Raw genomic sequence first — 26,420 nt, 5'->3', positions numbered from 1 at the left:
CGAACGCCATGGGACGACGCGACCGAGATGCACGGCTCGTGCATGCCCGTTATGCGGCGGGCGAGCCGCTCGGGCGCGGCGCGCAAGGGATCGTGCTGCGCGTGGTCGATCGGGAGGACCTGGCCCGCGCGCTCACGGCGAAGGTGTTCCGGCCCGGCGCGTTCGAGCCCTCGGCCTTGCTGGGCGAATTTGCGTTGCTCTCGCGGCTCCGGCTGCCCGGGATCGTGCGAGCGCACGACCTCGGCTACGACGAGCGGACGGGCGCACCCTTCCTCGTGGAGGACTTCGTCCCGGGGCTCGACGCGGCGACGTGGGTGCGGGGCGCGCCGAACGACGCGGATCGTAATGTTCGGCTGGCGGACCTCTGCGCGGGCGTCGCGGCCACGCTCGCGGCGCTGCACGACGCGGGGTTTTTGCATGGGGATCTCAAGCCGGCGCACGTGCGCATGCGGCCCGAGGGGCGCGGGGAGCGGCCCGTCCTGCTCGATCTCGGCGCGGCGGTGTTTTTCCGGGCCCGCGCCCCGGGCGCGCCGGCGGCGGGCTCGCCCGGGTATGCGGCGCCGGAGGTGCTGGCGGGCGCGGCGCCGACGATTCGTTCGGATCTGTATGGCCTCGGCGCGCTCGCCTGGGCCGCGGCGACGGGGGCGCCTCCGCCGCCGGGAACCACGAAAATGCGGCTCTTTTCCTTGTGCCCGTGGCTCCGGCCGACGCTCGCCGAGATCGTGGAGGCGCTCGTGGAGGCGCACCCGCTCGATCGGCCCGAGGACGCGCGCCGGGTTTTGTCGTCCCTCGGGGCCTCGGCGATGCGCGCGGGCGAGCGGCTCGGGGCGCCCCCAACGCCGGTCGGCCGGGAGGCGGAGATCGCCGCGCTCTCCGCGCCGTCGGCCGCGCCCGTGCGGTACGTCGTGGGGCCGAGCGGGGCGGGGAAGAGCCACCTCGCGCGGGAGCTCTTGACGCGCACGCTCTGCGCAGGGCGAGCCGCGCGGCTCGTCGTGTTGCCGATCGAGGCGGGCGCGATCCTGCCACGCCTGATCGGGTTTTTCCGCGGAATGGACCCCACGCCGCCGCTCGCGGCCGCGGCGGAGGGCGGGGCGGCGCTTCTCTTGATCGACGGGCTCGAATCCGGTCCGCCCGAGCTCGCGGCGGCGCTCGACGTGTATCGTTGCCGCGGCGCCCGCGCGCCGGGGCTCGATGTGGTGGTGACGGCGCGCGCCGCGCCTCCGGGCGCGGACGTGCTACCGATCGAGCCGCTCGTGGGGGAAACGTTTGTCGCATTATGCCATTCGCTGGGGTTGTCGGATCCGGCGGCGATGGAACGAGCGCAGGCGGCTTCGCAGGGGTTGCCCGGCTGGCTCTTGGCGTCGCTCGGGCGCGTGCCGCTCGAACGGGACACGGCGCTCGGGCGGGCGTCGGGGTTGTCGGCCGGGGCGAGGGGGGTGCTCGCGGCGATCGCGCTCTCGGCCGGGGGAATGCCCGAGGGGGCTTGTCATGCCATCACGCGGCGCCTCGGGGCCGAGGGCGCATCCCTCCTCGCGGAGCTCCTGTCGGCGTCCTTGATCGGGCGGCGTGCGTCCGGGGACGTGCGGTACGTGCTCGCCTCGCCCGAGCTCGGGCCCGATCTCGCGGCGGCGCTCGCCACGCCGGAGCTCGTGGACCTCACGGCCGAGGTTTGGCTCGGCGAACCAGACGCCGACGCCGCAGCCTTGCTCTCCGTCGCAAAGGCGCCGTCCGCGGCGGCCCTGCCGGCGCGGCGGGAGGCGCTGCTCGCGCGGGCAGCGCAGGCGGCGCGGGAGACCGGGCTCCTTTCGCTCGAAATCGACGCGCTCCTTCTGCTCCTGCAAACCCCGGCGCGGCGCACGCCGGCCTCGTTGTGCCGGCTGGAGCGGCTCGTCCGGGACGCGGGGTTGCCGGGGGCGCATCCCGAGGTGCTGCGCTGGCTCGACGAGGCGGCCTTGCAGGACACGAGCTTGCGCTCCCTCTCTTTGCGGCGGCGCGCCGAGCAAAAGGCCCGCGCCGGGGAGGCGGCGGAGGCGCGCGCGCTCGCCGAGGAGGCGCTCGTGGCGGCGCGGCACACGAACGACAGGCAGGCCGAGGCGTTTGCCCACGGCACGCTCGGCCTCGTGGCCCTCTTCTCCGCCCATTCCACGGACGCGGCCGAGCACCTCGACCGTGCGGAGGGGATCCTCGACGAGCGGGGCGCGGACGATCCCGAGGAGCTCGCGCGGATTCACCACAATGCGGGGGTCGTCGCGCTGTATCGGAACCGGCCGGATCAGGCCATCTCCACGTTTTCGCGGGCGCTCGGGGAGAAGCGACGCCTCGGGGATCGCGCGGGCATGCGCTCGTGTCTGATGAACCTCGGCATGGCGCTCGGGCGCGCAGGGAAGCACGCCGAGGCGGAGGCGGCGCTCACCGAGGCGACGTTGCTCGCGCGAGCCCTCGGCCAGGAGGCAGGGCTCGGCTGGTGCCTCTTCGCGCGGGCCGAGCTCGAGGTGCGTCGGGGCCAATTCGCCGCGGCGGCGCCCTTCGTCGCGGAGGCGTGGGCGCTCGGCGCCTCGGTCCCTGCCGTGGTGCGGGCCGATCTCTCGATTCTGCGCGCGCGGATCCGGGCCCGCGCGGGCGACGGCGCAGGCGCGCTCGTGGCGCTCGGCGAGCTTTCGGCCGAGGCGCGGGCGCGTGACGCGCTCGTCGATGTGCGGGCGTGCCTCGCGGAGGTGGAGGCGCGGCTCGCGACGTTGCCGGCGGAGCCACGGCGCGCGGCGCGGATCGCGATCGGCGCGCTCCGGCGCGCGCGTGCGGCCAGGCTCGTGGAGGGCGAGTCCGAAGCGCGGGAGGCCCTTTTTCGTGCGCTCGCGGCGCGGCGGCCCGTTCGATATGCTCCGCGCATGGCGGCGGACGAGGCGGGGGAGGACGCACTTTGGGATTTTCTGGCCGGCGCGGCGCGCGCGTCCGAAGGCGAGCTTGGTCTCGATCTCGCGCGGCGTATCGTGGCGCGCGCGGGCGCCGAGCGGGCGTTCGTGGCGCTCGCCTGTGGGGCGCGGATCGGCGTGGTGTACGGCGCGGATCTGGACGGGCTCGCCCTCGCGGAGGCCGGGCAGCGGCTCGACGGGGTCCTCGCGCGGGAGGCCCTTGGCAGCGCGGAACCCTTGTATCAGCGCGACATTCCCACAGCGGGAGGCCGGGGCGCGCGGCTCGTCGTCGCGGGGCCCGAGGGGCCCCTGGGGAGCGCGATCGTCGTCGTCGAGCATCGCTTCCGGCCCGGCGCGTTCGACCACGTGACGGCCGCGGAGGCGCGTCGATGGGGCATTCTTGCGGCGCTCGTCTTTCGGATCTCGACGGCCGCCGAACCGGACGAGGAGACGGTCGCCCCGCGCCCGGCGGCGCGAAAGGATCCTGGTTTGACCGGAACGCCCGCGGCCGAGCCCCCGGGCGCGACGACCCTGATCCCGATCTCCGGGCCGCGCCGCAGCATTCGAGGGATCGTGGGGGATTCGCCGGCGCTCACGCGCGCGCTCGGGAGGCTCGAAGCGGCATTGCCGGGGGACCTGCCGGTCCTCGTCGTGGGCGAAACCGGCGTGGGGAAGGAGCTCTTCGCGCGGGCGCTCCACGACCTCGGGCCGCGGGCGCGCGGGCCCTTCGTCGCGATGAACTGCGGCGGCATCCCGGACACGCTCTTCGAGGCGGAGCTCTTCGGGCACGCGCGGGGCGCCTTCACGGGCGCGGACCGGGCGCGCACGGGGCTGCTCGTGCAAGCGAATGGCGGGACGCTCCTGCTCGACGAGATCGGCGAGCTCTCGCTCCTCCGGCAGGCCGCGCTCCTGCGGGCGCTCGAAGCGCGGCGGTTCCGGCCGATTGGCAGCGACGAGGAGCGCGCGTTCGACGTGCGGATCGTGGCCGCGACGAACCGCGACCTCGAAAAGGCGGTCGCCGAAGGGACGTTCCGGCAGGACCTCTTTTATCGATTGAACGCGATCACGATCCGCGTCCCGCCCTTGCGCGAGCGCGCCGAGGACGTGCCGCTCCTTTGCCGCGCGTTCCTCCCGGGCGCGACGTTCGCCGACGACGCGCTCGCCGCGCTGTCGGCGCATCCGTGGCCCGGCAATGTGCGCGAGCTGCGCAACGTGATGGAGCGTCTCGGCGCGCTCGGCGCGTCGCGGATCGAGCGGGCGCACCTGCCGCGGGGGATCCGGGGCCGGGGCGCGCCGGTCCCCGAGGTGGACGAGCGCGCGCCGATCCGGCGGGCCCTCGCGGAGACGGGAGGGAACATCAGCCAGGCGGCTTCTCGGTTGGGTTTGTCGAGGCAGGGGCTCAAGAAACGAATGGTGCGGCTCGGGATGCGCGAGCCGGCCCCTTCGTCACGGAAAAAGCTCGCGTAGGTGGTGGGCGTGATGGGCAGGAATGAAATGCGGCGATGGCTCGGGGTTCTCGGGGCGGTTTTCCTCGCGGGGTGCGGCGCGGAGGCGGAGGGGACGGCGCCCCTCGGTTGCGCCGCGACTGCCGTCGAAGGAATCGAGGTCGCGGCGACGGACGGCGCGGGGGCGAGCGGGTACACGCTCGGGTATGCGCCGCACGCGATGGCCGGTTGCCTGCTCGTGTACGTGCATCCGGACGGATCGCTGCGGGCGCGGGATCTCGCGCGGGGCACGGAGGAGACGCTCGCGGCAGCGGCGGAGGCGCCGCGCAGGCCCACGGCATTCGGGGGTGTCGTGGCGTGGGAAGCCGTGGAGGCGGGGCGACGCGTGGTGCGCGTGCGCGTGGAGGGCGCGACGCGGACCGTGACGGGCGATTTTGATCACGCGGGAGAGCCACGCGCGGCGGGGGACGGGGTGGCGTTCACGGGCTGGCGCGCGGCGGACGAGGCGGGGGATACGGACGTTTTCCTTTACGAGCCGGGAAACACCTCGGCCGGCGTCGTGGCGAGCGGGCCGGGACAGCAGCGGTTCCCCGATGTCTCCGGCACGCACGTGGCGTACGCCGATTTCGCGGAGGACGTGGATGGCCGATTCGACGAGAATGAGACCGACGCGGCGGACGTGGTGGTGATGGAGCGCGGGACGGGGAAGATGACGCGCCGTACGCGGCCGGGAAAACAGGCCTTTCCGTTGCTCGGCGCGGACGGGCGTGTGGTCTACCTCGAATGGGGGCCGCTGCACCCGGAGCCAAAGTTCAGCGCGTACACGCTCATCGTGGGGGGCGTGCACGAGGACGGCGAGACGGACGTCGCGGTCGTGGACATCGAGACCGCGCAGCCCTACGTGCGGCCGACGGCGCGGGGGGCGTGGATCGAATGGGTGCAATGGCCCAGCGGCGGACCCGCCACGCTGCATCGACAGTCCGCCGATCTCGCGGCGGATGCGACGGTGGTGACGGGCATGCAGGGCGGTGAGCTTCACGCGCCGGTGGCGGGGGAGGGGATGACCCTGGTGGCCGCGCGCGGGGTGGGTGGCGCGATGGTGATCCGCGCGGCGGAGCGATGAGCTTCAGCGCCGGGTTTTTCGGACGACACCCTTGAAATCATCGTCGACGTACTTCTCAGTCCAGTAGACGCAGGTCGCTCCGAGGGCGACCTGGTCGGGGGATCCGAGGGCGCCCTCGACGAGCCGCGGCGGGGCGCTACCGTCGAGTGGAACGGCGAACAGGCCTTGGGGGCCCTCGTCGACGGCGTCCCCGGAGCCAAAAAAAACCTCGCCTTTGGCATCCACGGCCACGTCGTTCGGATACGCGAGGCCGTCGGCGAGCACCTGCGGCTCGCCGCCATGGGCGTCCATCGAGACGATCTCCCCGTCGTGGCTATGGGCGAAGACCACGCGCGTGCCTACCCGTGACAAACCAAACGGCCACGCCAAACCGCCCAGGAGCTGGACCGCCTCGCCGCCCTCCTTCGGGACCCGCCACACGCCGCTGTCGTGGTTTTCCTTGCCGTTCAAGAATCCGACGGATCCGGTCCAGTACACATATTTTTCGTCGAAGGTGATGTCAGCCACGCCGCCGGGGGATTCACCGAGCACGACGGTCTCGCGGGTCGTGAGATCGAGTCGGAGCACCTGCCCCGGGCTCTGGAGTTTTTCGTACGTGACGAGCTCGCCTACATAGACGTATTTTCCGTCGACGGCGATCGCGTTCGGGGAGGCGAGCCCCACGAGCAGGTCCTCCATCGTCCCGTCTTCGAGCGAGAAACGCGTGACGCGGCCGTACCCCGAATGGCTGGCCCAGTAGAGCGACCGATCCGCATACACGATTCGATTCGGCGCGCAGAGCTCGCTGGCGAGGGCCACGGGCTCGCCGCCAGCGAGCGAGACCGCAACCACGGCCCCGTCGCAACCGTAGAGATCGCCCCCATCCGTGAAAAAGAGGTTTCCGTCGCCCAGCGCGAGGCCCGCGGGGTCGGGAATCGTAGCGATCGTGACCGCCTCGCCCGGCGCGCAGGTGTCCTCCTCGGCCGGATCTGGAATGTGCTCGATCGGCGGCGTGACGTGCGCGGATGAATCGACGGCGACGCTCGGGCCGCAGCCCGTCGCGCCAATCAGCGATATGACAAGCAGGGATTCGCGGATCATTTGTCTTTCAAGGAAGTACGACATGGCCTTATCCTCGGGCCGTCTCCCCGGAGAAGCCATGCCCTTCCGACCCGATCCTACGTTTTATCCGTCGCCGCGTATGGCCATGGACGCGCCGCGCGAGCGGTTCGCCTACGTCGCCGCCCCGGACGCGAACGCCGTGCTCGGACGCCCGAACCCGCTCCGCGACGGCCTCGCCACGGTCGACCTCGATCCGCGGTCGCCCACCTACAGCCAGATCATCGCGCTCGCCGAGGTGCCGAACTTCGGCGACGAGCTGCACCACTCCGGCTGGAATGCGTGCAGCGCCGCGCTCTGCCCGTACGCGCCGCACCCCCACGTCGAGCGCCGTTACCTGATGCTGCCGGCCCTGCGCTCATCGCGTATCTACATCTTCGACACGAAGATCGATCCGCGCAGGCCCAAGCTCGTCCGCACGATCGAGGCCGACGAGATCGCCTCGCGCACCGGCTACTCGCGCCCGCACACGCTGCACTGCGGGCCGGACGGCATCTACGTCTCGGCGCTCGGCAACCCCGCGGGCGAAGGACCCGGCGGCATCTTCATGCTCGACTGCGAGAGCTTCGACGTGCTCGGCCGCTGGGAGATCGACCGCGGCCCGCAGTACCTGCACTACGATTTCTGGTGGCACCTCGGCCACGACACCCTCATTTCGAGCGAGTGGGGCACGCCAAAGATGATCGAGGACGGCGTCGTCCCCGAGCTGCTCCTCGGCAAGAAGTACGGCCACCGGCTGCACGTGTGGGATCTGCGGCGCCGCAAGCACGTCCAGGCGCTCGACATCGGTGACGAGCACCAGATGGCCCTCGAGCTGCGCCCCGCGCACGATCCCACGAAGGCCTGGGGCTTCATGGGCGTGGTCATCAGCGTCGCGGACCTCTCGGCCTCGGTCTGGCTCTGGTACCGCGAAGGCGAGCGCTGGGCGATCAAGAAGGTGATCACCATCCCGGCCGAGCCTGCGTCCGCGGACCAGTTGCCGCCGCTGCTCAAGGGTTTTGGCGCGGTGCCGCCGCTCGTGACGGACATCAACCTCTCGCTCGACGACAAGTACCTCTACGTGTCCTGCTGGGGCACGGGCGAGCTGCGCCAGTATGACGTGTCGAACCCGCACGAGCCGAAGCACGTGGGCTCGGTGCACATCGGCGGCATCGCGCGGCGCACGCCGCACCCGCGCTCGGGCGGGCCGCTCACGGGCGCGCCGCAGATGGTCGAGGTGAGCCGCGACGGCAAGCGTATCTATTTCACGAGCGGGCTCTACACGACCTGGGACGAGCAGTTCTATCCGGACGGGCTCAAGGGCTGGATGGTCAAGGTCGACGTCAAGGAAGGCGGCGGGATCGCGCTGGATCCTGACTTCTACGTGGACTTCGGGCCGCGCCGGGCCCACCAGGTCCGGCTCGAAGGCGGCGACGCGTCCTCGGATTCGTTCTGCTACCCGTGACGAGCGCCTGGCCCTGGATCACGCTCGCGCTGCTCGGCGCCTATCACGGCTTGAGCCCCGGCATGGGTTGGCTCTTCGCGGTGGCGCTCGGGCTGCAAGAGAAGAGCGGCAAAGCGGTGCTGCGCGCGCTCCTGCCCATCGCCGTCGGCCACGCCGCGAGCGTCGGGCTCGCGGTGGGGCTGCTCGCGGCGGGCAAGGCGAGTTTTCCGACGGGCATCCTGCCGTGGATCACCGGCGGGGTGCTCGTGGCCTTCGGCATCTTCAAGCTCGTGCGCCCGCGCCACCCGCGCTGGGTGGGCATGCGCGTGAATGCACGCGACCTCGTGGTGTGGTCGTTCCTCATGGCCACGGCGCACGGCGCGGGGCTCATGCTCCTGCCCGTCTTCGTGCTCGGCGAGGACAACCCCGCGCCTTGCCACGGACCCTCCTGCCACGACGCCGCGGGGATCTCCCTGTCGAGCCCCGGCGGCTACCTGGCCGCGATCTCGCTGCACACCCTGGCGATGCTGGCGGTCTCGGCGCTCGTGGCGCTCGTCGTCTACTACAAGGTCGGGCTCGCGATGCTCCGGCGCGCGTGGTTCGACCTCGACCGGGTCTGGGCCGGGGCCCTGATCCTCGCTGGCGTGCTCGGGCTCCTGCTCTGAGCGGCGCGCCGGAGACTGGAACAATGTTCTAGAACGTTGTTCCAGTCCTCGGCTACTTTCCGTCCATGAAGACCGTCGTCGTCACGGGGGGAAACCGGGGCATCGGGCACGCCGTGGCGCGGGAGCTTGCCCTGCGCGGGTGCCGCGTGGTGCTGCACGCGCGGGACCGGGCGCGCGGGGAGCGTGCGCTCGACGAGCTGCGGGGCGTGGGGCCCGGGGAGGTCTCGCTCGTCGCGGGGGACCTCTCCACGAAACGTGGCATTCGCGCGACGGCGGACGCGATCCTCGCGGCGTGTCCGCGCATCGACGTCCTGATCCACAACGCGGGGCTCTGGCCGAGCGAGCGGATCCTGAACGAGGATGGCCTCGAGATGGCCTTCGTCGTGAATCACCTCGCGCCCTTCCTGCTGAATCATTTGCTCGAAGCGCGGCTCGTCGAGGGACGGAGCCGCGTCGTGCAGGTGAGCGCCGGCCTTTACGTGAAGGGGCGCCCCGATCTCGAAAAAACACCCACCGGAAAAGACTTTCATCCGCTCGGGACCTATCCCACGACGAAACTCTGCAACCTGCTCCTCGTCCCGCGGTTCGCCGCGCGGTGGAGAGATCGCGGGCCGACGATCCTCGCGCTGCATCCCGGCGTCATTCGCACGGGGCTCGGCGATCGGAAGGGGATGCTCGGTCGATTGCTGCGCGTGGTGAAGCGGCTCTGGAAATCCCCCGCGGAGGGCGCGCAGCCCGTCGTGAAGCTCGCGCTCGATCCGGCGCTCGAAGGCGCGACGGGCAAGTACCATCACCTCGACGTGGAGACGCCTCTCCATCCCGTCGCGCAGAACGAAGCGCTCGCGGCGGGGCTCTGGGCGCAGGCGCAAAGGCTCTCCGGCCTCGACGAGGCAGGCTGATGGCGCCGAAGCAGAAGCGCGGCGAGGACACGACGAAGCGCTTGCTCGACGCGGCGCTCGACGTCTTCGCGAAAGGCGGGCACGAGGCCTTCACCGTGCACGCCGTCGTGGCCGCGAGCGGGGTAAGCCTCGGGAGCTTGTATCACCATTTCGGCAATGCCGACGGCCTCGCCGCCGCGCTCTATGCCCGTTGCATGGGCGCGCTGCTCGACGACCTCGTCGCCTCGCTCGAAGGCGTCCGCGGGGCGCGCGCCGGCGTCGCGGCCCTCGTGCAGGCCTATCTGCGGCATACCGCCGCGCAGCCGGCGTCCGCGCGCTTCGTGCATGCTTCGGCGTATGCGAGCTTCCTGCCCGCCCATGCGGCGATGATCCTCGCCTCCAAGCAGAGCCGCCTCGCCGCCATCCTGGACTGGCTTCGGCCGCACGTGAAAGCCGGGCGCATCACGCCGCTGCCCGAGCCCTTGATCGAGATGCTGGTCATCGGCCCGGTCGCGGAGACGGCTCGGCGCTGGCTCGCCGGCGCGCCCGAGATCGACCTCGACGAGGCGGCGCGGGAGCTGCCCGAGCGCATCTGGCAAGGGCTGCGTCGCCCGACCCGGCGCCGGCCGGCGGGCGTGCGGCAAAAGACCCGGCGCAAGCGCCCCTGACCGGGACCCACGAAGAAGCGCTCGCCCCTTTCGCGCGCTCTTCGTACACTGCGCGCCGCGTGGAGGTCCTTTCGCTCTGCCCCTTTCGCGCCGGGGCCTTGATCTGGCAGGCTGCGCCGGGCGCTTATTCGCTCACGGTGATCGTCAAGGCGACGTTCACCATCGTGCCCGGCGGAGAGGCGTCCATCGCCGAGACGCAGGTGCCCGTGACGACGCTCGCCGAGGGCGGCGCCGAGGATCTCTCGCCGCTCAAGCCTCGCGTGGACGTCCTGGTCCAAGGCGCCGCCGACCCCGAGGCGCGCGTCGCCGTCGAAGGCGCGAGCCTCCTTGCCGGCGGCCCCGTGTCCCCGCAAGCGCCGTCGCGCCGGTTGCTCCTCGGCGACGAGGCGTACGCCTGGGCGCAGGGCGTGCTCGGCGGCGAGGCGCGCTCTGCGGGCCCGCCGCCCGAGGGGTTCGACTTTGCGTTTTTCCAGTGCGCGCCGCGCGAGCAGCGGATCGACCTGCTCCGCAGCGCCGCCTCCATCGGCATGGACCGCGTCCTGCCCGCGCCCGGCCGGATCGAGACGCGCCTGCCGCAGCGCCGCCCCCACGCCTTCCGCGTCGATCCGAAGGGCGGACGCGTGACCGAGATCGTCCTCCGTTGCGACACGCTCTGCATCGACGCCGCGGCGAAGACGATGGTCCTCACGTTCCGCGGCGTGGCCGATCTGAAGAGCGGCGCCGAGGCCGACGTGGGCAAGATCGTGGTCGCCGCGCATCCGGAAGGGAAGCGGATCCGCGCCGAGCGGATCGATCGGTTCCTGCGCCTCGGCGAGTCGCTGGAGGAGGACGTCGAGGCGGGCCTGAACCTGCTGGAGATGCGGCACGACGCGGTCCTCATCGCCCCGAAGAGCGGCGACACGATGGTGCTGCCGGAGCGGGTGGAGGCGCCCCCGATCATGTTCGTGGATCCTGCGCCGCCCGACGTCTCGCAGCGGCAACGCACGCGCACGCTCCCGCTGCCCACGGATCGCGACGAGGTGGGCCTGTCGAACCCGGCGGCCGCTTTGCCGTTCCGTCGCCCCGAGGATCCCATCGCGGCGCCGCCGCTCCCGCCGCCGCCCATGTCGCCGCCGTCGCCGAAGCTCATCGCGGAGCCGCTCACCGAGGACACGACGCTCGACCTGCCGAAGGCCGAAGCGCCACCGTCTTCGCGCGAGATCGGCCGTCGGGTCGAACCGCTGCCGAACGCGCCCGCGCCCCCGCCTTCGACGCGGACGCCTGCCGTGCCGGCGATCAAGCCGCCGATCAAGCCGCCTGCGCCCCTCGGCCCGCGCCTCGGCAAACCCACGGGCCCGAGCGCGGGCCCTCCGCGGCCCTCACCGCCGCGTCCGGGACCGGTGCAGGGGGCAAAGGTCGCCGCACCCGCCGCCGTGCCCGCGCGTGTGTTCGCGCCCGCCGCCGTTCCCGCCGCCGCTCCCGCGCCCGCTCCCGCTCCCGCTCCCGCTCCCGCGCCCGCTTCGGCTTCCGCTTCCGCTCCTGCCGACGCTCCGCCGTCGAGCTCGCCAAAACCCTTCGAGCCCGCCTCGATCCCCATAGAACGGTGCGCCACGATCGCCGCCGAGCTGCGCCATCGCCCCGACGGCCGCGACACGCTCCTCGCGCTGAACGCGCTCTCCACCACGTCCTGGGCCTCCGTCGAGCGACACTGGGCCGACGCGATGGCCCAGGAAGCCGCGCAGGGCCAACGCCAGCTTCTGCTCGTGTACGACGCGGCCTACCACGCCACGCAGGAGCGGCTCGGCTTGCGCGTCGGGCTCGTCGAGCATGCGCGGCTCCAGGTCGCCGCCGAGCGCGGGACGACCGCGGAGGTCCTCGCCGAGCTCGGGCTCGAGGCTTCGGATCAGGTGCGGCTCGGGAGAGTGTGGACGCAGCGGTTGGTCGACGACCCCCGCCTCATGTCGAAGCTCGCCGCCGCGATCGGCGCGGCGCGCGCTTCCTGATCAGGAGCCCTCGGCGGGCACGTTTTGGGGCTCGGCGCGCGCGGCCGAGGCGGTCGAGTGGTTCTTCTCGGCCTGGTCACGCACCCCCGTCACGGCCTTGTCCGCGGCCGTGCAGAGCTCCGGCGTCACCACCGACGAGGGCACGGGCATCTTCGGGTCGACGAGGATCTCCAGCTTGACGATGGTCCGCTCCCCGTCCACTGCGCGCAGCTTCCACGTGGCGCGGAAATCGTCGACGTTTCCGCGCTCCATCCGCGCCGTGATGCGCTCCTCGTTCCCGACTTTGACGGGCTGCCCGATCTTCGTGACGACCCAGACCGTCGCGGCGCCGTGCAGGATCGGCACCTCCAGGTACACCTCGCTCACGCCCTTCGTGCGCGAGAGGAGCTTGCTCTGCTTGAAGGGCTTGATGACCTTCTCGTAGTGCCGGTAATCCGTGACGATCCGCCGCACCTCGTCGATCGGCGCGTGCACCAGGATCGCCGCGCCGCCCGTGTCGATCGAGCTCTCCGGGTCCGTCGTCTTCTGCGAGTACCGCTGCGCCTTGCCGCGGGCCTCGAGCCGCGTGGCTTCTTCGTCGCCCGCGCGCGCGACGTTCGGCGCGGCGCTGAGGGTGGTCAGAGTCGTGAGCAGCGCGAAGGCGAGGGGGCGCAGGCGAAGCGTCATGGGTGTCTCCGGAAAACGACAAGGGGGATTCCTTGTCGTCGTCGACATCCCGAAGTGCAGGAGCCATGCCGTCCGCCCCCGAGGATCGGGGACACCCGCCAAATCCGCAGGATCTCAGGTGGTCGCGCCGCGCGCGGCCGTGTGAAGCTTGCGGAGGCGTGACAGTTCGTTCACTCCCGGCCTGCCGGCGGTGCCGGGGAGGCGGGCGTCGGCGGTGCCGGCGTCGAGGGGGGCGGCGCCGCTTCTTTGCTCGTGCGCGTGTCGGCCTCGTCGAGAGGGGCCATCTTGCAAGTACCGTCGAACTGGACGCCGCGATCGATGAAGATCGCCGGCGCGTGCAGCGCGCCCGTGACCTTGGACGGAGCGTAGAGCTCGATGGCGGTCCGCGCGCGGATGCTCGCGGAGACCTCGCCCCCCGTGACGATGCAGGCGCCGACGAGGATGTCGCCCGCGACGTGGGCGCCGTCGCCGATGACGAGCACGTCGTCGCCGCGGATCTCGCCCTGGAAGTCGCCGTCGAGGCGCACGCGGCCCTCGAAGTAGAGCTTGCCCTCGAAGCGGGTGCCACGCCCGAGCAGGGCGTTGATCTCCGTGGGCCGATGCCCGGCCTGTGCGCCCGAGGCCTCCACGCGCTGCGGCGAGTCGTCCTGTCCGGAGAGCGGCTCCATGCCTCGTGCCTTACTCCACCCCCGCCCCCGAGAGCAACCGTCCCGAGGGGGACGCCTCGCCTTACACGAGGCGATCGACGAGATCGAAGTGGCTGAGGAGCGCGAAGCCCAGCGACAGGGCTCCGAGCAGGAGGAGCGCCACGAGGAGCGCGAACCGGAGCAGCGCATCCGGGGTCACGTCCGTCTCCTTGGGCCGCTCGAGCTCGCCGGCCACCGCCAGGAGCAGCATGATGATGGGAAGCGACGCGAACACGGCGTGGCCGGCGGCGCTGCTATGCATGGCGGCAAAGAGGAGTCCCTGGCCGTGGTTCGCGCCCACCTCGTGCTCGAGGTTGATGAGCAGCACGTTGCCGCCGACGTTCGAGCCCGTCGCGAAGCCACTCAGCATGCCGACCGCAGGGACGAGCAACCACAGGATCCAGCCGTCGAGCTGGGCGACGGCGCGGGCGATGGCGTCGAGCATGCCCGCCTCCCGCATGACCTGCGCCAGCGCGAGGAACGCGAGTGTGGCGGCGATCGGCTTCTGGGCGCGGCGGAGCAGCGCCCGGAGATCCACCGTCGCCGGCTTCTTCAGGCGGAGGAGCACGGCGGCGAGGAGCAGGCAGAGGCCCGGACTCGTGAGCGGCGCCAGCGTGACCCGCGTGTTGCGCAGGACGAACGTCGTGGACAGCTCGTGCCAGAGCGCGGGGATGCTCCTCCTGGCCACGATGAGGGCGAGCACCAGCAGGTAGGGGGCGAAGAACCTCATCACGCCGCGCCCGCTCGCCGGCCCGAGCCGCCCGGTGGCGCGGAGGAGCGCCACGGAAAGCGCCGCTGTCACGAGCCCCGCGGCCACACCGGCGATCTCCACCGTGGCGTAACGCGCCGCGAGGAAGAGGCAGAGCGGCAGCACGCATCCCATGAAGAGCGCGAGCCAGCTCCACCGGGCCATGGCGGTGCGGCCGCCGAGCACGTGGAGGCTGACGAGGCCCAGCAGGGGAAAGACCGGAGCGCTGGTGAGCGCGCTGGCCATCCCGAGCTTCGCGGCCGGCTCGGCGATGAGGGTGGCGCCGACCAGCGTCGCCAGCGCGAGCGTCCCCCAGGGCATGATGTTCATGCCCAGCAGCGACAGCCGGTGCGCCGCGCGTGGTTCGGCGAGGCGAAACAGCACGGGCACTGCGAGGAGCAGCGAGATCCCGAACCCGGTCAGCGACTCGATCGCCGGCACCACCCCGAGCAGGAGCAGGAGCACCTTCGCCGCGGGGTCCAGCGGCAGCTCTTCGATCCAGGCGGCGAGACCGTCCACGGCCCCCTGCGCGCGGATCACCTGCATCAGGTAGAGCCCGGGCAAGATGACCAGGGCGACGCTGAGGCCCAGGTAGGCGGTGCTCGCCGCCGCCGTGGCGGCGGAGGTCGTGGTGAGGCCGAAGCTCTCGACGGATCGGGCCAGCACCAGCGCCGCCGCCATGCCGGCGGCGCAACTGACGACCGGCGACCGCTTGAGCTTGAGCATGAGCCCTAGCGTCACGCCGATGGGGATCAGGGAGAGGAGCGCTTCCATCGTCACGTCCGCGGGTCGTGCGGTGCGCTTTCACCGTGGGCCGCCACGCGATCCGAGGCAAGGTGCTCGTGTAACCTCCGGTACATGAGGGTGCCCGCGGCGATTGCAACATGGGCGCCGAGGATCACCTCGTCCAGGGCGCGCTCGGAGAGTTCTGGCCGCTGCGCGCGCAGCGCCGCGATCATCTCGGCCGTGTGGTGCGGATCGATGCGAACGTGCCGGCTGAAATATACGGCGATGTCCGGATGATCGAGGGCGCACCGCGCGAGCCCGGCGAGGATCCGCTCGAAGTGAGGCTCGACCCAGGCTTCCGTGATCAGGAACGAGCCATACGCGCGGTAGGTATAGCCGGGGCGGGTCAGGAGCATGTTGAAGCTGTTCGACGAGATACGCGAAAACCAGGGCCCCTCCTCCGCGCGCCAGCGCAGGATCCCATTCCAGTCGGTGGTTCGCTCGAGGAGCCGGCGCAACCAGTAGGTGTGGAAGTTGACGAGGTTGCCATTGCCGCATTCGTCCCACAGGTTGGAGGCGGTCACCTTTTTGAGCGTTCCCTGCAATCCGACGGAGAGCAAGGCCACCTCGTCGTCGACGACCTCGTTGCGCGTCACCTCGCAGCGCAGAAACTCGCGGAGGGCCGGGCGCGTCGCGCGATCGGCCACGAAATCGAAGAACGGATCGTGGACGCCGGGGTTGTTCATGGCCAGGTGCTCGAGGTAATCGAGCTTCGCCGCCCGACCGGGGAGCGCGGGCGGCGGCGGCGGGGCGAGGAAATGCTCCAGCATCTCGCGCTCCAGGACGATCTTGGCTCCGTGGAGCCTCGCCTCGACCGCGTCGTCGGTGGCGAGGAAGAGCGGACTGTCGCGGTAGCCGAGGACGTAGGCGTACAGGGTCCCGAGGGATCCGTGCAGGAACGCCCCGTATGCGTCCGCGTTGCCGCGCAGCGCAGCGAGTTGGTCTTTTTGTTGATGCATGTCGAGCCCGAGAAACATATCGAGCTGCGCGGCGAGTTTTTCGAAGGGAGCGACCGGCGGCCAGTCGTGGCCCTGGAGCTCGGTCACGTCGGCGGCGAGGGTCTCGAGGCGAATCATACGAGCCTCCTCTCGCCCGCGCGGCCAGCCGTGAAGAAGTCGGCGATTTCGATGAGCTCCCCGGCCTCCTGCGCCTCGTCGTAGACGTGTTTGCCCACAACGACGTCGAGCATGCCCATGCCGAAAGGCGAGTAAATGGTGGGGTTGTCGCGGTCGAGGGCGATTTCACCACGAAGGACCTGGGCGATGGTCCCGTGGATGAAGGAGCGCTGCCCCGTGCGCTGCTCGGTGAGGTGGACGGACGTGCCCGCCTTCAAGCAGTGCTCGACGTCGTCGACGATGTTGTTCGCCCCGAGGATGATCTCGGGCGCTAGGTCGCGGAGCGAGATGTGCAGCACGAGTGGCCGGTGCGCGAAGATTCGCGGGTCGGTGATGTACGGCTCGCTCGAGGTCGTCGCGAAGACGACGAGATCACTCCTCCGGATCAGCTCCTCCGGCGTGGACGCCCTCCACGTGCCCCCGGCGTGGCCGACCGCGGCGTGGCGCAGGAACGCGTCGGCTTGCTCGCCGCGCACGTCGTGAGCGCCCACGAAGCCGAACTGCCAGCCGCGCGCGAACATGACATCGAGGATGTACCTCGCGATCAGGCCGCACCCGAGGAAGCCAATTGCGGCCGCGCGCCTGCCGGGTGGGCCGAGCTGCTCCGCGCCGATCGTGGCCGACGCCGCGGTGCGCGCGGCGCTGATGAGGGATGCCTCCATCACCGCGAAGGGGTAGCCGGTGTCCCGGCGGTTGAGGACCAGCACGGCCGACGCGCGCGGGAGCCCTCGGGCGAGGTTGCCCGGATAGCTGGCGATCCATTTGATGCCGCTCGTCTGCACGTCCGCCTGCACATCCGCTGGCAGGGCGATGATCCGGGCCTCCGGTCGGTCGGGGAAGCGCAGGAACTGGCTCGGCGGATTGGTGCATTCGCCGGCGGCGTGGGCCAGATAGGCGTCCGAGACCCACGGGACGGTCGCCCCGAGATCGCGGCGAAGCACCCGGTCGACCACGGCGCCGGTGACGACGGAGAAGGAGAACCGGTCATCCAGCATGACACTTCTCCGGGGCTGCGAAGCTCCTGTCGAAAATGGCCCGAGACGGCTCGCTGTCGACCAGGCGCGCGAGCAGGCCGGGATAACGCTCGGCGACCCAGGCGTCGTCGTAGATCGTATCGGTGTAATGGTCGCCGAGATCCGGCGAGATCGCGACCACGCAAGCGCCGTCGGGGATCCTGTCGCGCCAGCGCAGGACCGCGGACAGCACGGTGCCGGTCGAGCCGCCGAGCAGCAGGCCGCGCCGCGCGAGCTTACGGCACATCAGGACGGTATCCGGCTCCGGCACGAGCTCGACGGCGTCGAAATCGGCCAGCAAGGCGATCTCCGGCTTGCGGCTCGTCCCGAGGCCGGGGATGTGCCGCTTCCCGGGCGGGCCGCCGAAGGTGACGGATCCTGCGCTGTCCACGGCGATGATGCGCGTCCTCGGCGAATGCTTGCGCAGATACCACGACACGCCGCCGAGGGTGCCCGTGGTGCCGGCGCCGACGAAGACGAGGTCGGGCGCGGGGAACTGGGCGAGGATCTCCGGCCCCGTGGAGCGCAGGTGCGCGCCGGGGTTCTCGAGGTTCGCGTATTGGTTGACCCAGACGAGGTCCGGGTTGCTCGACACCATGGAGCGAATGAGCGCGATGCGCGAAGCGAGGAAGCCGCCATTGGGATCACGCTGCCGAACGATCACGACGTCGGCCCCGTAGCTGCGGATGAGCCGCTCGGTCTGGGGCGACATATTGGGATCGCTGACGCACGTGAAGGGATGACCCTTGACGGCGCAGACCACGGCGAGCGCGAGCCCGAGATTCCCGGACGAACTCTCGATGACGCGGCGACCGGGGCCGAGGAGCCCTTGCTGCTCCAGCGATTCGATCATCGAAAGGGCTGGCTTCATCTTGATGGATCCCCCGAGGTTGAAGCCCTCGATCTTCAGGTTGACCGCGGTGTGCGGCAGGAAATCCGAGAGGACGACGAATACGTCGCTGAACCGCAGCTCCAGCGGAGATCTGGCGAGCACGCTCTTCTCCTTGCGTTGGGCCCCTTCCACGCGACCCACGGACGCCGTGAGCAGGCCGCGTACCAACGCGCGACCTCGCGAAGTTCAGCGATTTGCGTGGATTGGGAGCTGCGCGGCGCCCCCGAAGTTGCAAGCGGTTGCGCGACCGAGCAAAGGAAGGAGCGTCGGGTCATCGGCCCCGAGAGCGCAGAGATCCCGGAGCTGTCGGTGTGCGTGAATGTGCGGACCGACCGCTGGACCTGGACCGGACGGAGGCGTGGGTGCAGGCCCGAACGGGGCACAAGGCAAGCGGCGCTCTAGGTGGCTGGTGTTTTTCGAGCCGCGACCACCACAGCTAGCGCATGTTCACGCAGCGGCCGCGCTGCAGGTAGCGTGTCCGCTGCGAAAAACACCAGCCACCTAGGACTTGATGAGCGAGCGCACCTCGATCTCCAAGTTTTGCTCCTCGGCGACCACGTCCATCGCCTTGCGTACCTTGCTCACGCCGACCGACTGGGGCACGTCGATGCGCGCTTCCATGCGGAAGAGCTGCGATCCGGTGACGGGCGCGGCGTACGCCGTGGCCTCGAGCGACACGATGTTCACGCCTGCGTGGGCGAGCGCCCGGGCGACGGCGCGTACGATGCCCTCGTGATCGAGCGCCTCGGCCGTCACGACGCAGGGGATCGTGGGCGCGCGGCGGTGCTCCTCGGGTGCCTTCGTCCGGCGCGCGACCACGGTGAGGCCGGTGCTCTTCTGGAGGTCGCCGAGGTCCTTCTCGATGGCGTCCACGGTCTCGGGGGCGCCCGAGGCGAGCAGCAGGATGCCGAACTCGGCGCCGAGGATGGCCATGCGGCTGTCCTCCACGTTGCCCCCGTGCTTGGTGAGGTACTCCGTCACCTCCGCGACGAGGCCCGGCCGATCGGGTCCCAGGCAGGACAGGACCACGTACACGTCTTGTTGCGTCATGCGGCGCATCCTAGTCAATCGAGCCCGGGACCGCGAGCGCGCTCGCAACGAGGTGCGCGACCCGGACGGGCTCGGGGAGGCGCCCGTGGACGGCGAGCCGCCGGATCACCGCGGTGGCCTCTTCCATGCGGAGCCCCGCGCGCTGGATGAAGAGGTCGGCGCACGGCTCCATGGGCCCGGCTTTCTCGATGAGCTTCCATTTGCGAGCGCCGCCCGGGACCTTTTCGAGCAGCGCGTGCCGCACGGCCGGGACGTTCGGCGCTCGCTTCGACACGACCAGCACGGCCATGCCGAGCCGCTCGGCGAGCGCGTGCAGGTCGACCACGTTGAAGCCGGCGAGCGCGATGCCTTCCATCATCACGAGCCGTGTATGCGCGGCGAACCGCGAACGGCTGATCATCGAGACGAGGGCGTCCGTGGCGTTCGCGCCGTCGCGCCGGACCTTGGAGGAGAGCACGCCTTCGAGGCGGGTCCCGGCGAACGCCACGCCCACGATCGGCACGTCGCCGCGGTGCGCGCGCGGGAAGGGCGCGTCGTCGACGCCGATGACGTGGGAGAAGGGGCTCATGGGCCCGAGGGGAGGGTCAAGTCGTTCGAGATGTCAACCGTCTCAGGGCGTGACGGTGAGGACCGGGAGCTTGGCCGGGTCGAATCGGAGGCCCGGATTGGAGCCCGCGCCGTCCATGTCGCAGTAGGTCCAGCGCCCGCCGTCGAGGCTCACGCGATACGTGTAGCGGTAGGTGCCCGCGGCCGGGGCGGTGAACGAGCCCTTGTACTCGTCGTCATTGCCGTATTGCTGGTTGAACGAGGCCGGGAACCACTGCCAGCCGCTCTGGCTCGTCGGGTTGACGTTGGCGGGCCCGTACCCGATCTCCGCCTTCACCGTGGCATTGGCGCCGGCCAGATTCGTGATGTCGGCCTCGTACACGCGGCCGTAGACGAGCGGCGTCGTCTGGCCGGCGGCCACGGTGACGGACAGCGGGAATTGCAGGTTGCAGTAGTCGATCTCTTCGGGCAGGTCCGACTCGTTGACGGTCGCGTCTTCGGCGCCGCACTCGCAGATGTGGGCCGCGCCGAAGCTGCTCCGCGGGGCGACGTTGCCGACCACGAAGTCGGCCTCGTTGTTGTTCGTGTCGGTGCAACCGTCGTCGACGCGGAAGAGCGATTTTTTCGGATCGGGCGTGTAGGGCCCGGGTGTATAGTCGTCTTCGTCCTCGTACTCGTAGCAACTCGGGGACCCATAGCCGATGAAATCGATGAGCGACGTGTTGTCAAGGGGGCAATCGCCGCTCACCTGCGTGTAGCTGCTCATGAGCGCCACCTTGCCGGAGCCGCCGTAGACCGAGGCGTAGTTCACGATGTCCGCTGGCACCGGGAGCCAGGTGCCATAACTTCCGATGCCCGAACCTTCCTGGATCAAGAAATAACCGCCGGGCGGAATCGTCTTGTTGGTCAGGTACGACCCCGAGTTGAAGAGCCCGTTTCCGGACGCGAAGAGCAGCGACCACTCGGGCATGGTCACCGGCGTCTTGCCACGGTTGTGCAGCTCGATGAAATCGTTCAAGTACGTCGCACCGAACTCGCCCCCATAACCATAGACCTGGCTTACCACGACGGAGCCGATGCACGAAGGCGGCGGCGCGCCGGTCGAGAAGCCCGCCACCAGCGCGAACGCCGCGCCGAGGGCATTCCCATACGGGTCCTGGGCCGCCGTGGTCACGCGCAGCTTGTACGTCGTGCCGTACGAGAGCGCCGGCGCCGGGACGAGCGTCGCGACCGTGCCGCCGCCGGACATCGTGGGCGCCTGGGCGGCGAAGCTCAGGCACGTGGCGAAATCGTCGGTCGAGAGCTGGATCGCGCCCGTGCAGGGGCCGATGTCCGTCTGCGCGCCGAGCGTCGCCGGGTTCATGGGCATGCTGAACGTCACGGCCACCGTCGCGCCCGCGGCCACGCCCGTCGCGGCGTCAGCCGGCGTGGTGCTCACGACCGAGGGCGCCAGGCAAAGGCCGTCGATGCACGCGGCGGTCTGGCAATCGGCCGCCATGAGGCAGGCCTTCCCCGAGGCGCAGGGCAAACAGGTCGCGCCGCCGCAATCGACGTCCGTCTCCGCTCCGTTCTTCACGCCGTCGCCGCAGCTCGCCGGCTGGCAGACGTGACCCATGCACACGCCGCTCGTGCATTGCGCGCCGGTGTTGCATTCGACGCACGCCCCGCTGCCGTCGCAGCGCTGTCCGCCATTCTGGTTGCAGGCCGTGTCCACGGGCAGGGGCGGGTGCGCGGGGACGCCCGCGTCGCACTGGTCGCTCGTGCAGACGTTCCCGTCGTTCGGCGTGTCGCTGGCGTCGACCGCGCTCGTGGTGTGGCCCGCGCCGTCGCATTGCTCGACGCGGCAATCGCCGGCCTGCTGTGTCGGGATGGGTGTCCCCGCGGCCACGAAGGAAGTGCCACACGCGCCGGCCTCGCAGGTGGCCACGGCGCACGGGGTGCCGGGCGAGGGGCAATCGGCCGCGGTCACGCACATCGGGTTGCCGCCGCCCGCGCCACCCGAGCCACCGGCGCCGCCCATGCCGCCCATGCCTCCGCTTCCGCCCGCGCCTCCGCTTCCGCCCGCGCCTCCGCTTCCGCCCGAGCCGGCCATCCCCCCGGCGCCGCCGGCGCCGCCCATGCCGCCCTCGCCGCCCTCGCCGCCAGCGCCGCCGGGGCCCATGCCGCCGGGGCCCATGCCGCCGGGGCCCATGCCGCCCTCGCCGCCAGCGCCGCCGGGTCCCATGCCGCCGGGTCCCATGCCGCCGGGGCCCATGCCGCCGGGGCCCATGCCGCCCTCGCCGCCAGCGCCACCGGGACCCATGCCGCCGGGGCCCATGCCGCCTTGTCCGCCCTGTCCGCCTGTTCCACTGCCGGCGCTCCCGCTCGGCGTGGACGCGTCGCCGTCACATCCGGCGCCGCCCGCGAGGCTCGCGACGGTGAAAAGGAAGATTGCAACGCGGTTCTGCATGAGGCTCCTCGTGAAAAGGGGGGATGACGGGGGGATCCTCCCATTGCCCCTCCGATTCACGCGAGACCCGCGGACGCCAGAAATGAGATCAGGGCGCGCCAGAGCGAGCGCGCGCGCCGCGCATCTGGCTCGCCGCGACGCCGTACCAGCGCTTGAAGGCGCGCAGGAACGCGCCCGTCTCCTGGTACCCCAGCGCTTCCGCGATCTCCGCGAGTGGCATCTCCGTATCGCGGACGTACGCGCCGCCGAGTTCCCGCCGCAGCCCGTCGACGAGCTCCTGGAACGTCGTGCCCTCCTCCGTCAACCGGCGCTGGAGCGTGCGCGGGCTCATGGAGAGCGCACGCGCCACCTCCTCGAGCTCGGGCGCGCCGCCGCGCAGCTTCTCGAACACGCGTTGCCGCACCTCCCCGACAAAGTCGTGCGGCCGTTCGCGCGCCACGCGGGAGCGCTCGGCGTGGCGATCGAGGACCGAGAGCAGCCGCGGATCCGATGTCACGAGCGGGAGATCGAGCGCCGCGCCGGGCAGCGCGAGCCCCGTCGCGCCCGCGTCGAACGAGAGACGTTGCGTCCCCAGCGTGTCGGCGAGCGCCGAGGTATCCCGGGGGGCGGGGTGGCCGAACCACGCGCGCTCCGGCACGACAGAGGCGCCCGAGAGCGCGCGGGTTCGGAGCAGGACGAGGACCACGAAGCACTCGTTCGCGTGGCGACCGAGGCACAAGGGCGCGCCGGGGATGCGCTGCTGGAGGAGCCCCACGCCGCCTCGCTCCTCGAAGGTCACCACGACGAGATCGTTGAGCAGCGCCGTGTACCGAGCGATGCGGACGAGGGCCTCGCGCACGGTCGGCGCGCTCAGGCAACTGAACTCCAGGAGGTCGTAGGTGCCGCGCTCGAGCTGCGCGGCGACGTGCACGCCGAGGAACGGATCGTTCGAGAGGCGCCCGGCCTCGTCGAGGAACGCGTAGAGCTTCGCGAGCGGCAGGACGACGTCGGGCGCGGTCTCGGCGCCGGGCGGGAGACCGAACGCCTCGATGAGCGGGGACGGATCGACGCCGAGGCTGCGGAGATGCGCCAAGATCGGACCGACGATCTGGGACCGCATGGGTCGTACGAGGGCACGCGCAGGCATCGCTGCGCCGACTATAGCCGGAACGAAAGCCGCCTTGCCCTCGCAGCGAGGCAGGGTGCCCTTGGCGCGAGAGGTCGTGTCCTTGGCGCGAGCCATGGTGCCTTTGTTGCGAGCCATGGTGCCTTTGTTGCGAGCCACGTTGTCCTTGCGGCGAGGCAGGGTGCCCTTGGCGCGAGAGGCTGTGCCCTTGGCGCGAGAGGTTGTGCCCTTGGCGCGAGGGGCTGTGCCCTTGGCGCGAGCGACCCCGCCCTTGGCGCGAGGGGCTGTGCCCTTGGCGCGAGAGGTTGTGCCCTTGGCGCGAGAGGTTGTGCCCTTGGCGCGAGCGACCCCGCCCTTGGCGCGAGCGACCCCGCCCTTGGCGCGAGAGGCTGTGCCCTTGGCGCGAGAGGTTGTGCCCTTGGCGCGAGCGACCCCGCCCTTGGCGCGAGAGGCTGTGCCCTTGGCGCGAGCGACCCCGCCGTTGCGGAACACGACCCCGCCGTTGCGGAACACGACCCCGCCGTTGCGGAACACGACCCCGCCGTTGCGGAACACGACCCCGCCGTTGCGGAACACGACCCCGCCGTTGCGGAACACGACGCCGCCCTCGCCACCCAAGCGAAAAAGATCGTCCCCGCGTAGGGATCGCCCGGCTCGCCCCGTCAGTTGGATCGAGACCTCGCTGATGCAACACGAGCGAGGCCGAGGAGAGACCATCATGTTCACCCGTACCCTGAAGAGCTTCGCGCCCCTTACCTTCGCCCTTGCCCTCGCCCTGGGCGGTTGCGCGTCGGCGAGCCCGGACGAAGAGGTCGCTTCGGCCTCGGAGGCCTCGCAGGAGGCCCAGGTCGGCCCGCAGGGGCACGGCGGGAAGTTCGGTCGGCACCACGGCGGCGGCGAGCTGCTCGTCACGGCGCTCCACGAGCTCGACGACCTCACGGCCGAGCAGCGCAAGACGATCGAGGGCGCGCTTTCCACCCTCGGCGACACGCACGAAGCCGACCGGAAGGCGTTCCACAAGGCGCTCGCCGACGGCGTGCGCGCCGGCAAGATCGACGAGGCCGCCGTCAAGGCGAAGCTCGGCGACGTGGACAAGATCGCGAGCGAGCGCCGCGCGGCCGTCGTGAAGGCCCTCGGCACGCTGCACGCGACGCTCACGCCGGCCCAGCGCGCGGCGCTCGTGGCGAACATCGAGGAGCGGATGGCGAAGCACGGGCCGGACGGCATGAAGCACGGCCCCGAAGGCATGAAGCACGCGCGGCGCGGAGGTCCCGAGGACGGCGAGCGCGGGCCGCGCGGCCCCGAGGGCGCGAGGCGCGGGCCGCGTGGACCGGAGGACGGCGAGCGCGGGCCGCGTGGACCCGAGGGCGCGATGCACGGGCCGCGCGGGGAGCACGGGCCGATGGGCTTCTTCCTGCACGGGCTCGAGCTCCGCGACGAGCAACGCGCGGCGATCAAGACGGCGCTCGAGGCCTCGCGGCCCGAGAAGGCCGACAAGCCCGAGGGGATGGATCGGGAGGCGTGGGCGAAGAAGCACGAGGAGATGCGCGCCCGCATGAAGGCAGGGTTCGATTCGTTCCGCGGCGAGAAGTTCGACGCCGAGGCGCTCCTGCCCTCGAAGGACATGCGGCCGCCGATGGGTGGTGATCACCTCGTGAAGGCGCTCGGGGCCATCGTGCCGGTGCTCGACGCCGAGCAGCGCAGCACGCTCGCGCAGCGCATCGAGGAAGGCCCGCAGATGCCCCCGCATTTCCGCGGCAAGCGGGGCGGGCGCGAACACGGCGAGACGCAGGCGCCGTCCTCGCGGTAGAGTCCGGCACGCATGTCCGTCGATCTGAGGCTCGTCGCAGCGCGTGTGGCGGGTGGGGACGTGGCCGCCTTCCGGCCCATCGTCGACCACACGCGCGTGCCGCTCTACCGGCTCGCGGCGCGCCTCGTCGGCAACCTCGCCGACGCCGAGGACGCGCTGCAGGACGCTTACTCCAGCGCCTTCCGTGCCCTCTCGGAAGGTCGTTACGACGGCCGCGCCAAGATCGAGACCTGGCTCTACCGGATCGTGACGAACGCGTGCGTCGACCTCCTTCGCAAGCGGCGCGAGCGCCCCGCCGAGGAGACGGGCGAGCCCCGCTTCGACGGGCTCGTCCGCGCCGAGGCGCGCGTCGCCTTGAACGAGCTCGACGTGATGCTCAAGGCCCTCCAGCCACAAGATCGAGCGGCCCTCGTGCTCGTGACCGTGGAGGGGCTCTCGGCGAAGGAGGCCGCCGAGGCGCTCGGATGCAGCGAGGGGGCGCTCGAACAGCGCCTCGTGCGAGCGAGGGCCGCGTTACGCACGAAGACCGAGGCGGGGGAGGTGTCCGATGGTCGAGCGTGAACAAGATCCGCTTTCGCATCTCGCAGCACTCGCCCGCGCCACGGACGATCTGCGTCCGACGGACGATCTCACCGACGCCGTGCTCCGCGCGATCGTCCCGCCGGACGATCGCCTCGCGCGAATCACACGGGACACCTCGGATCTCGCTCCGAGCGATGATTTCGTCCCGTCCGTGATGAGCGCGATCGGCGCCGCTCGCGGCGCGCGTCCGGCCGAACCGCCGTGGTCGTCCGGCGTCGTTCGCTTTGGCCGGTTCGCGCTGGTCGGCGCCGCGGCGGCTGCGGTCCTCGGTCTCTGGCTGTCGCGCACGGCCGAGACAGGCTACGACTCGGCCGTCCTCGAGTCCGTGGCCTCCGTCGAGGTATACGAATGAAGTCCCGCCTGCTCCCCGCCTTCGTGCTCGCGGGTGTGTTCGTGCTCGGCGGCGTCGCCGGCGCGGGCGCGATGCGCGCCTACATGCTCCAGGATCTCCGCTCGCGCTTCGGCGGCCCGCCGGGCGAGGTCCGCACGCACCTGCGTGTCGAGTCGATGCGCCGGCACCTCGACCTCACGGCCGATCAAGTGACCAAGGTCGAGGCCATCTTCCGCGAGACCGACGGCGAGCTCGAGCGCACGATGAAGCCTTGTCGCGACGGATTCGAATCGCTGCGCAAGAGCACCGACGATCGAATCATCGAGGTCCTCGACGCCTCCCAGCGCGTGCGCTTCCAGGAGTTCAACGACAAGCGCAAGCGAAGGCCCCACGGCCCGTTCCCGCCGCCGCCGGAGCCTCCGCCGGGCCCGCCGCCCGAGTGAGCCGCGC

The 26,420-nt window shown here is 71.3% G+C and carries 22 protein-coding genes; 11 read left to right on the top strand and 11 right to left on the bottom strand.

Annotated elements, in window-relative coordinates; translation table 11 throughout:
- The first annotated feature begins 8 nt into the window (after positions 1 to 8).
- Positions 9 to 4,376 carry a sigma 54-interacting transcriptional regulator gene (locus tag E8A74_RS12030; protein ID WP_136929116.1) on the top strand — a complete coding sequence of 1,456 codons (4,368 nt, stop codon included), beginning with the start codon at positions 9 to 11 and terminating at the stop codon, positions 4,374 to 4,376.
- Positions 4,377 to 4,388: 12 nt separating this feature from the next.
- Positions 4,389 to 5,477 carry a TolB family protein gene (locus tag E8A74_RS12025; RefSeq protein WP_136929115.1) on the top strand — a complete coding sequence of 363 codons (1,089 nt, stop codon included), beginning with the start codon at positions 4,389 to 4,391 and terminating at the stop codon, positions 5,475 to 5,477.
- 3 nt (positions 5,478 to 5,480) lie between these two features.
- Here E8A74_RS12025 and E8A74_RS12020 read toward each other — a convergent pair whose 3' ends face one another.
- Positions 5,481 to 6,581, bottom strand: coding sequence for an NHL repeat-containing protein (locus tag E8A74_RS12020; protein ID WP_136929114.1), 1,101 nt, complete (start codon positions 6,579 to 6,581; stop codon positions 5,481 to 5,483).
- 34 nt (positions 6,582 to 6,615) lie between these two features.
- On the opposite strand from E8A74_RS12020, the gene E8A74_RS12015 reads away from it, so the two are divergent.
- The 5 genes from E8A74_RS12015 to E8A74_RS11995 all read left to right on the top strand — a co-directional run bounded on the left by E8A74_RS12015 (position 6,616) and on the right by E8A74_RS11995 (position 12,191).
- Positions 6,616 to 8,019 (top strand): selenium-binding family protein, encoded by a 1,404-nt coding sequence (locus E8A74_RS12015; protein WP_136929113.1) that lies wholly within the window; start codon positions 6,616 to 6,618, stop codon positions 8,017 to 8,019.
- A complete protein-coding gene (locus E8A74_RS12010) occupies positions 8,016 to 8,663 on the top strand; it encodes a hypothetical protein (RefSeq protein ID WP_170229066.1) in 648 nt (215 codons plus the stop codon). Before E8A74_RS12015 ends, E8A74_RS12010 begins: the two co-directional genes overlap by 4 nt.
- Before the next feature lie 65 nt (positions 8,664 to 8,728).
- Positions 8,729 to 9,562 (top strand): SDR family NAD(P)-dependent oxidoreductase, encoded by an 834-nt coding sequence (locus E8A74_RS12005; RefSeq protein ID WP_136929112.1) that lies wholly within the window; start codon positions 8,729 to 8,731, stop codon positions 9,560 to 9,562.
- A complete protein-coding gene (locus E8A74_RS12000) occupies positions 9,562 to 10,209 on the top strand; it encodes a TetR/AcrR family transcriptional regulator (protein WP_136929111.1) in 648 nt (215 codons plus the stop codon). Before E8A74_RS12005 ends, E8A74_RS12000 begins: the two co-directional genes overlap by 1 nt.
- A gap of 59 nt (positions 10,210 to 10,268) precedes the next feature.
- Positions 10,269 to 12,191 carry a DUF2169 domain-containing protein gene (locus E8A74_RS11995; RefSeq protein ID WP_170229065.1) on the top strand — a complete coding sequence of 641 codons (1,923 nt, stop codon included), beginning with the start codon at positions 10,269 to 10,271 and terminating at the stop codon, positions 12,189 to 12,191.
- Here the strand turns inward: E8A74_RS11995 and E8A74_RS11990 are convergent, their stop codons facing one another.
- The 10 genes from E8A74_RS11990 to E8A74_RS11945 form a co-directional block, all read right to left on the bottom strand.
- Complete coding sequence (locus E8A74_RS11990; protein WP_170229064.1) at positions 12,192 to 12,857, bottom strand: type II toxin-antitoxin system RatA family toxin; 666 nt, start codon at positions 12,855 to 12,857, stop codon at positions 12,192 to 12,194.
- 170 nt (positions 12,858 to 13,027) lie between these two features.
- Positions 13,028 to 13,525 (bottom strand): bactofilin family protein, encoded by a 498-nt coding sequence (locus tag E8A74_RS11985; RefSeq protein WP_136929108.1) that lies wholly within the window; start codon positions 13,523 to 13,525, stop codon positions 13,028 to 13,030.
- A gap of 61 nt (positions 13,526 to 13,586) precedes the next feature.
- Positions 13,587 to 15,065, bottom strand: a complete 1,479-nt coding sequence (locus tag E8A74_RS11980; protein ID WP_136929107.1) for an L-lactate permease — start codon at positions 15,063 to 15,065, stop codon at positions 13,587 to 13,589.
- 2 nt (positions 15,066 to 15,067) lie between these two features.
- Entirely contained in the window at positions 15,068 to 16,153 is a 1,086-nt protein-coding gene (locus E8A74_RS11975; RefSeq protein ID WP_136929106.1) for an iron-containing redox enzyme family protein, read from the bottom strand.
- Positions 16,150 to 17,187, bottom strand: coding sequence for a 2,3-diaminopropionate biosynthesis protein SbnB (sbnB, locus tag E8A74_RS11970; RefSeq protein WP_136929105.1), 1,038 nt, complete (start codon positions 17,185 to 17,187; stop codon positions 16,150 to 16,152). The genes E8A74_RS11975 and sbnB overlap by 4 nt, the downstream gene beginning before the upstream one ends.
- Complete coding sequence (gene sbnA / locus E8A74_RS11965; RefSeq protein ID WP_136929104.1) at positions 17,177 to 18,199, bottom strand: 2,3-diaminopropionate biosynthesis protein SbnA; 1,023 nt, start codon at positions 18,197 to 18,199, stop codon at positions 17,177 to 17,179. Before sbnA ends, sbnB begins: the two co-directional genes overlap by 11 nt.
- Before the next feature lie 399 nt (positions 18,200 to 18,598).
- Entirely contained in the window at positions 18,599 to 19,147 is a 549-nt protein-coding gene (locus E8A74_RS11960) for a glycine cleavage system transcriptional repressor (RefSeq protein ID WP_232379516.1), read from the bottom strand.
- Between the two features lie 10 nt (positions 19,148 to 19,157).
- Positions 19,158 to 19,715, bottom strand: a complete 558-nt coding sequence (locus tag E8A74_RS11955) for an endonuclease dU (RefSeq protein ID WP_136929102.1) — start codon at positions 19,713 to 19,715, stop codon at positions 19,158 to 19,160.
- A 42-nt stretch (positions 19,716 to 19,757) separates the two neighbouring features.
- On the bottom strand, positions 19,758 to 22,142 hold the full coding sequence (locus tag E8A74_RS11950) for an Ig-like domain-containing protein (RefSeq protein ID WP_136929101.1): 2,385 nt from the start codon (positions 22,140 to 22,142) through the stop codon (positions 19,758 to 19,760).
- Positions 22,143 to 22,230: 88 nt separating this feature from the next.
- A complete protein-coding gene (locus tag E8A74_RS11945) occupies positions 22,231 to 23,241 on the bottom strand; it encodes an AraC family transcriptional regulator (protein WP_170229063.1) in 1,011 nt (336 codons plus the stop codon).
- A gap of 724 nt (positions 23,242 to 23,965) precedes the next feature.
- Between E8A74_RS11945 and E8A74_RS11930 the strand changes: the two genes are divergently transcribed.
- From E8A74_RS11930 to E8A74_RS11915, 4 genes are read left to right on the top strand one after another with little or no spacing between them, the layout of a single operon-like run.
- On the top strand, positions 23,966 to 25,057 hold the full coding sequence (locus E8A74_RS11930) for a Spy/CpxP family protein refolding chaperone (RefSeq protein WP_170229062.1): 1,092 nt from the start codon (positions 23,966 to 23,968) through the stop codon (positions 25,055 to 25,057).
- Between the two features lie 12 nt (positions 25,058 to 25,069).
- Positions 25,070 to 25,618, top strand: coding sequence for an RNA polymerase sigma factor (locus tag E8A74_RS11925; protein ID WP_136929097.1), 549 nt, complete (start codon positions 25,070 to 25,072; stop codon positions 25,616 to 25,618).
- The gene (locus tag E8A74_RS11920) at positions 25,605 to 25,991 is read left to right on the top strand and encodes a hypothetical protein (protein WP_136929096.1); all 387 of its coding nucleotides are present in this window, start codon (positions 25,605 to 25,607) and stop codon (positions 25,989 to 25,991) included. Before E8A74_RS11925 ends, E8A74_RS11920 begins: the two co-directional genes overlap by 14 nt.
- Complete coding sequence (locus tag E8A74_RS11915; RefSeq protein WP_136929095.1) at positions 25,988 to 26,413, top strand: hypothetical protein; 426 nt, start codon at positions 25,988 to 25,990, stop codon at positions 26,411 to 26,413. Before E8A74_RS11920 ends, E8A74_RS11915 begins: the two co-directional genes overlap by 4 nt.
- Positions 26,414 to 26,420 lie beyond the last annotated feature (7 nt).

This window comes from Polyangium fumosum, from assembly GCF_005144585.1.
GTDB lineage: Bacteria > Myxococcota_A > Polyangia > Polyangiales > Polyangiaceae > Polyangium > Polyangium fumosum.
The sequence above is the reverse complement of the archived record's forward strand: the minus strand, read 5'-3'. Positions and strand labels throughout refer to the sequence as shown.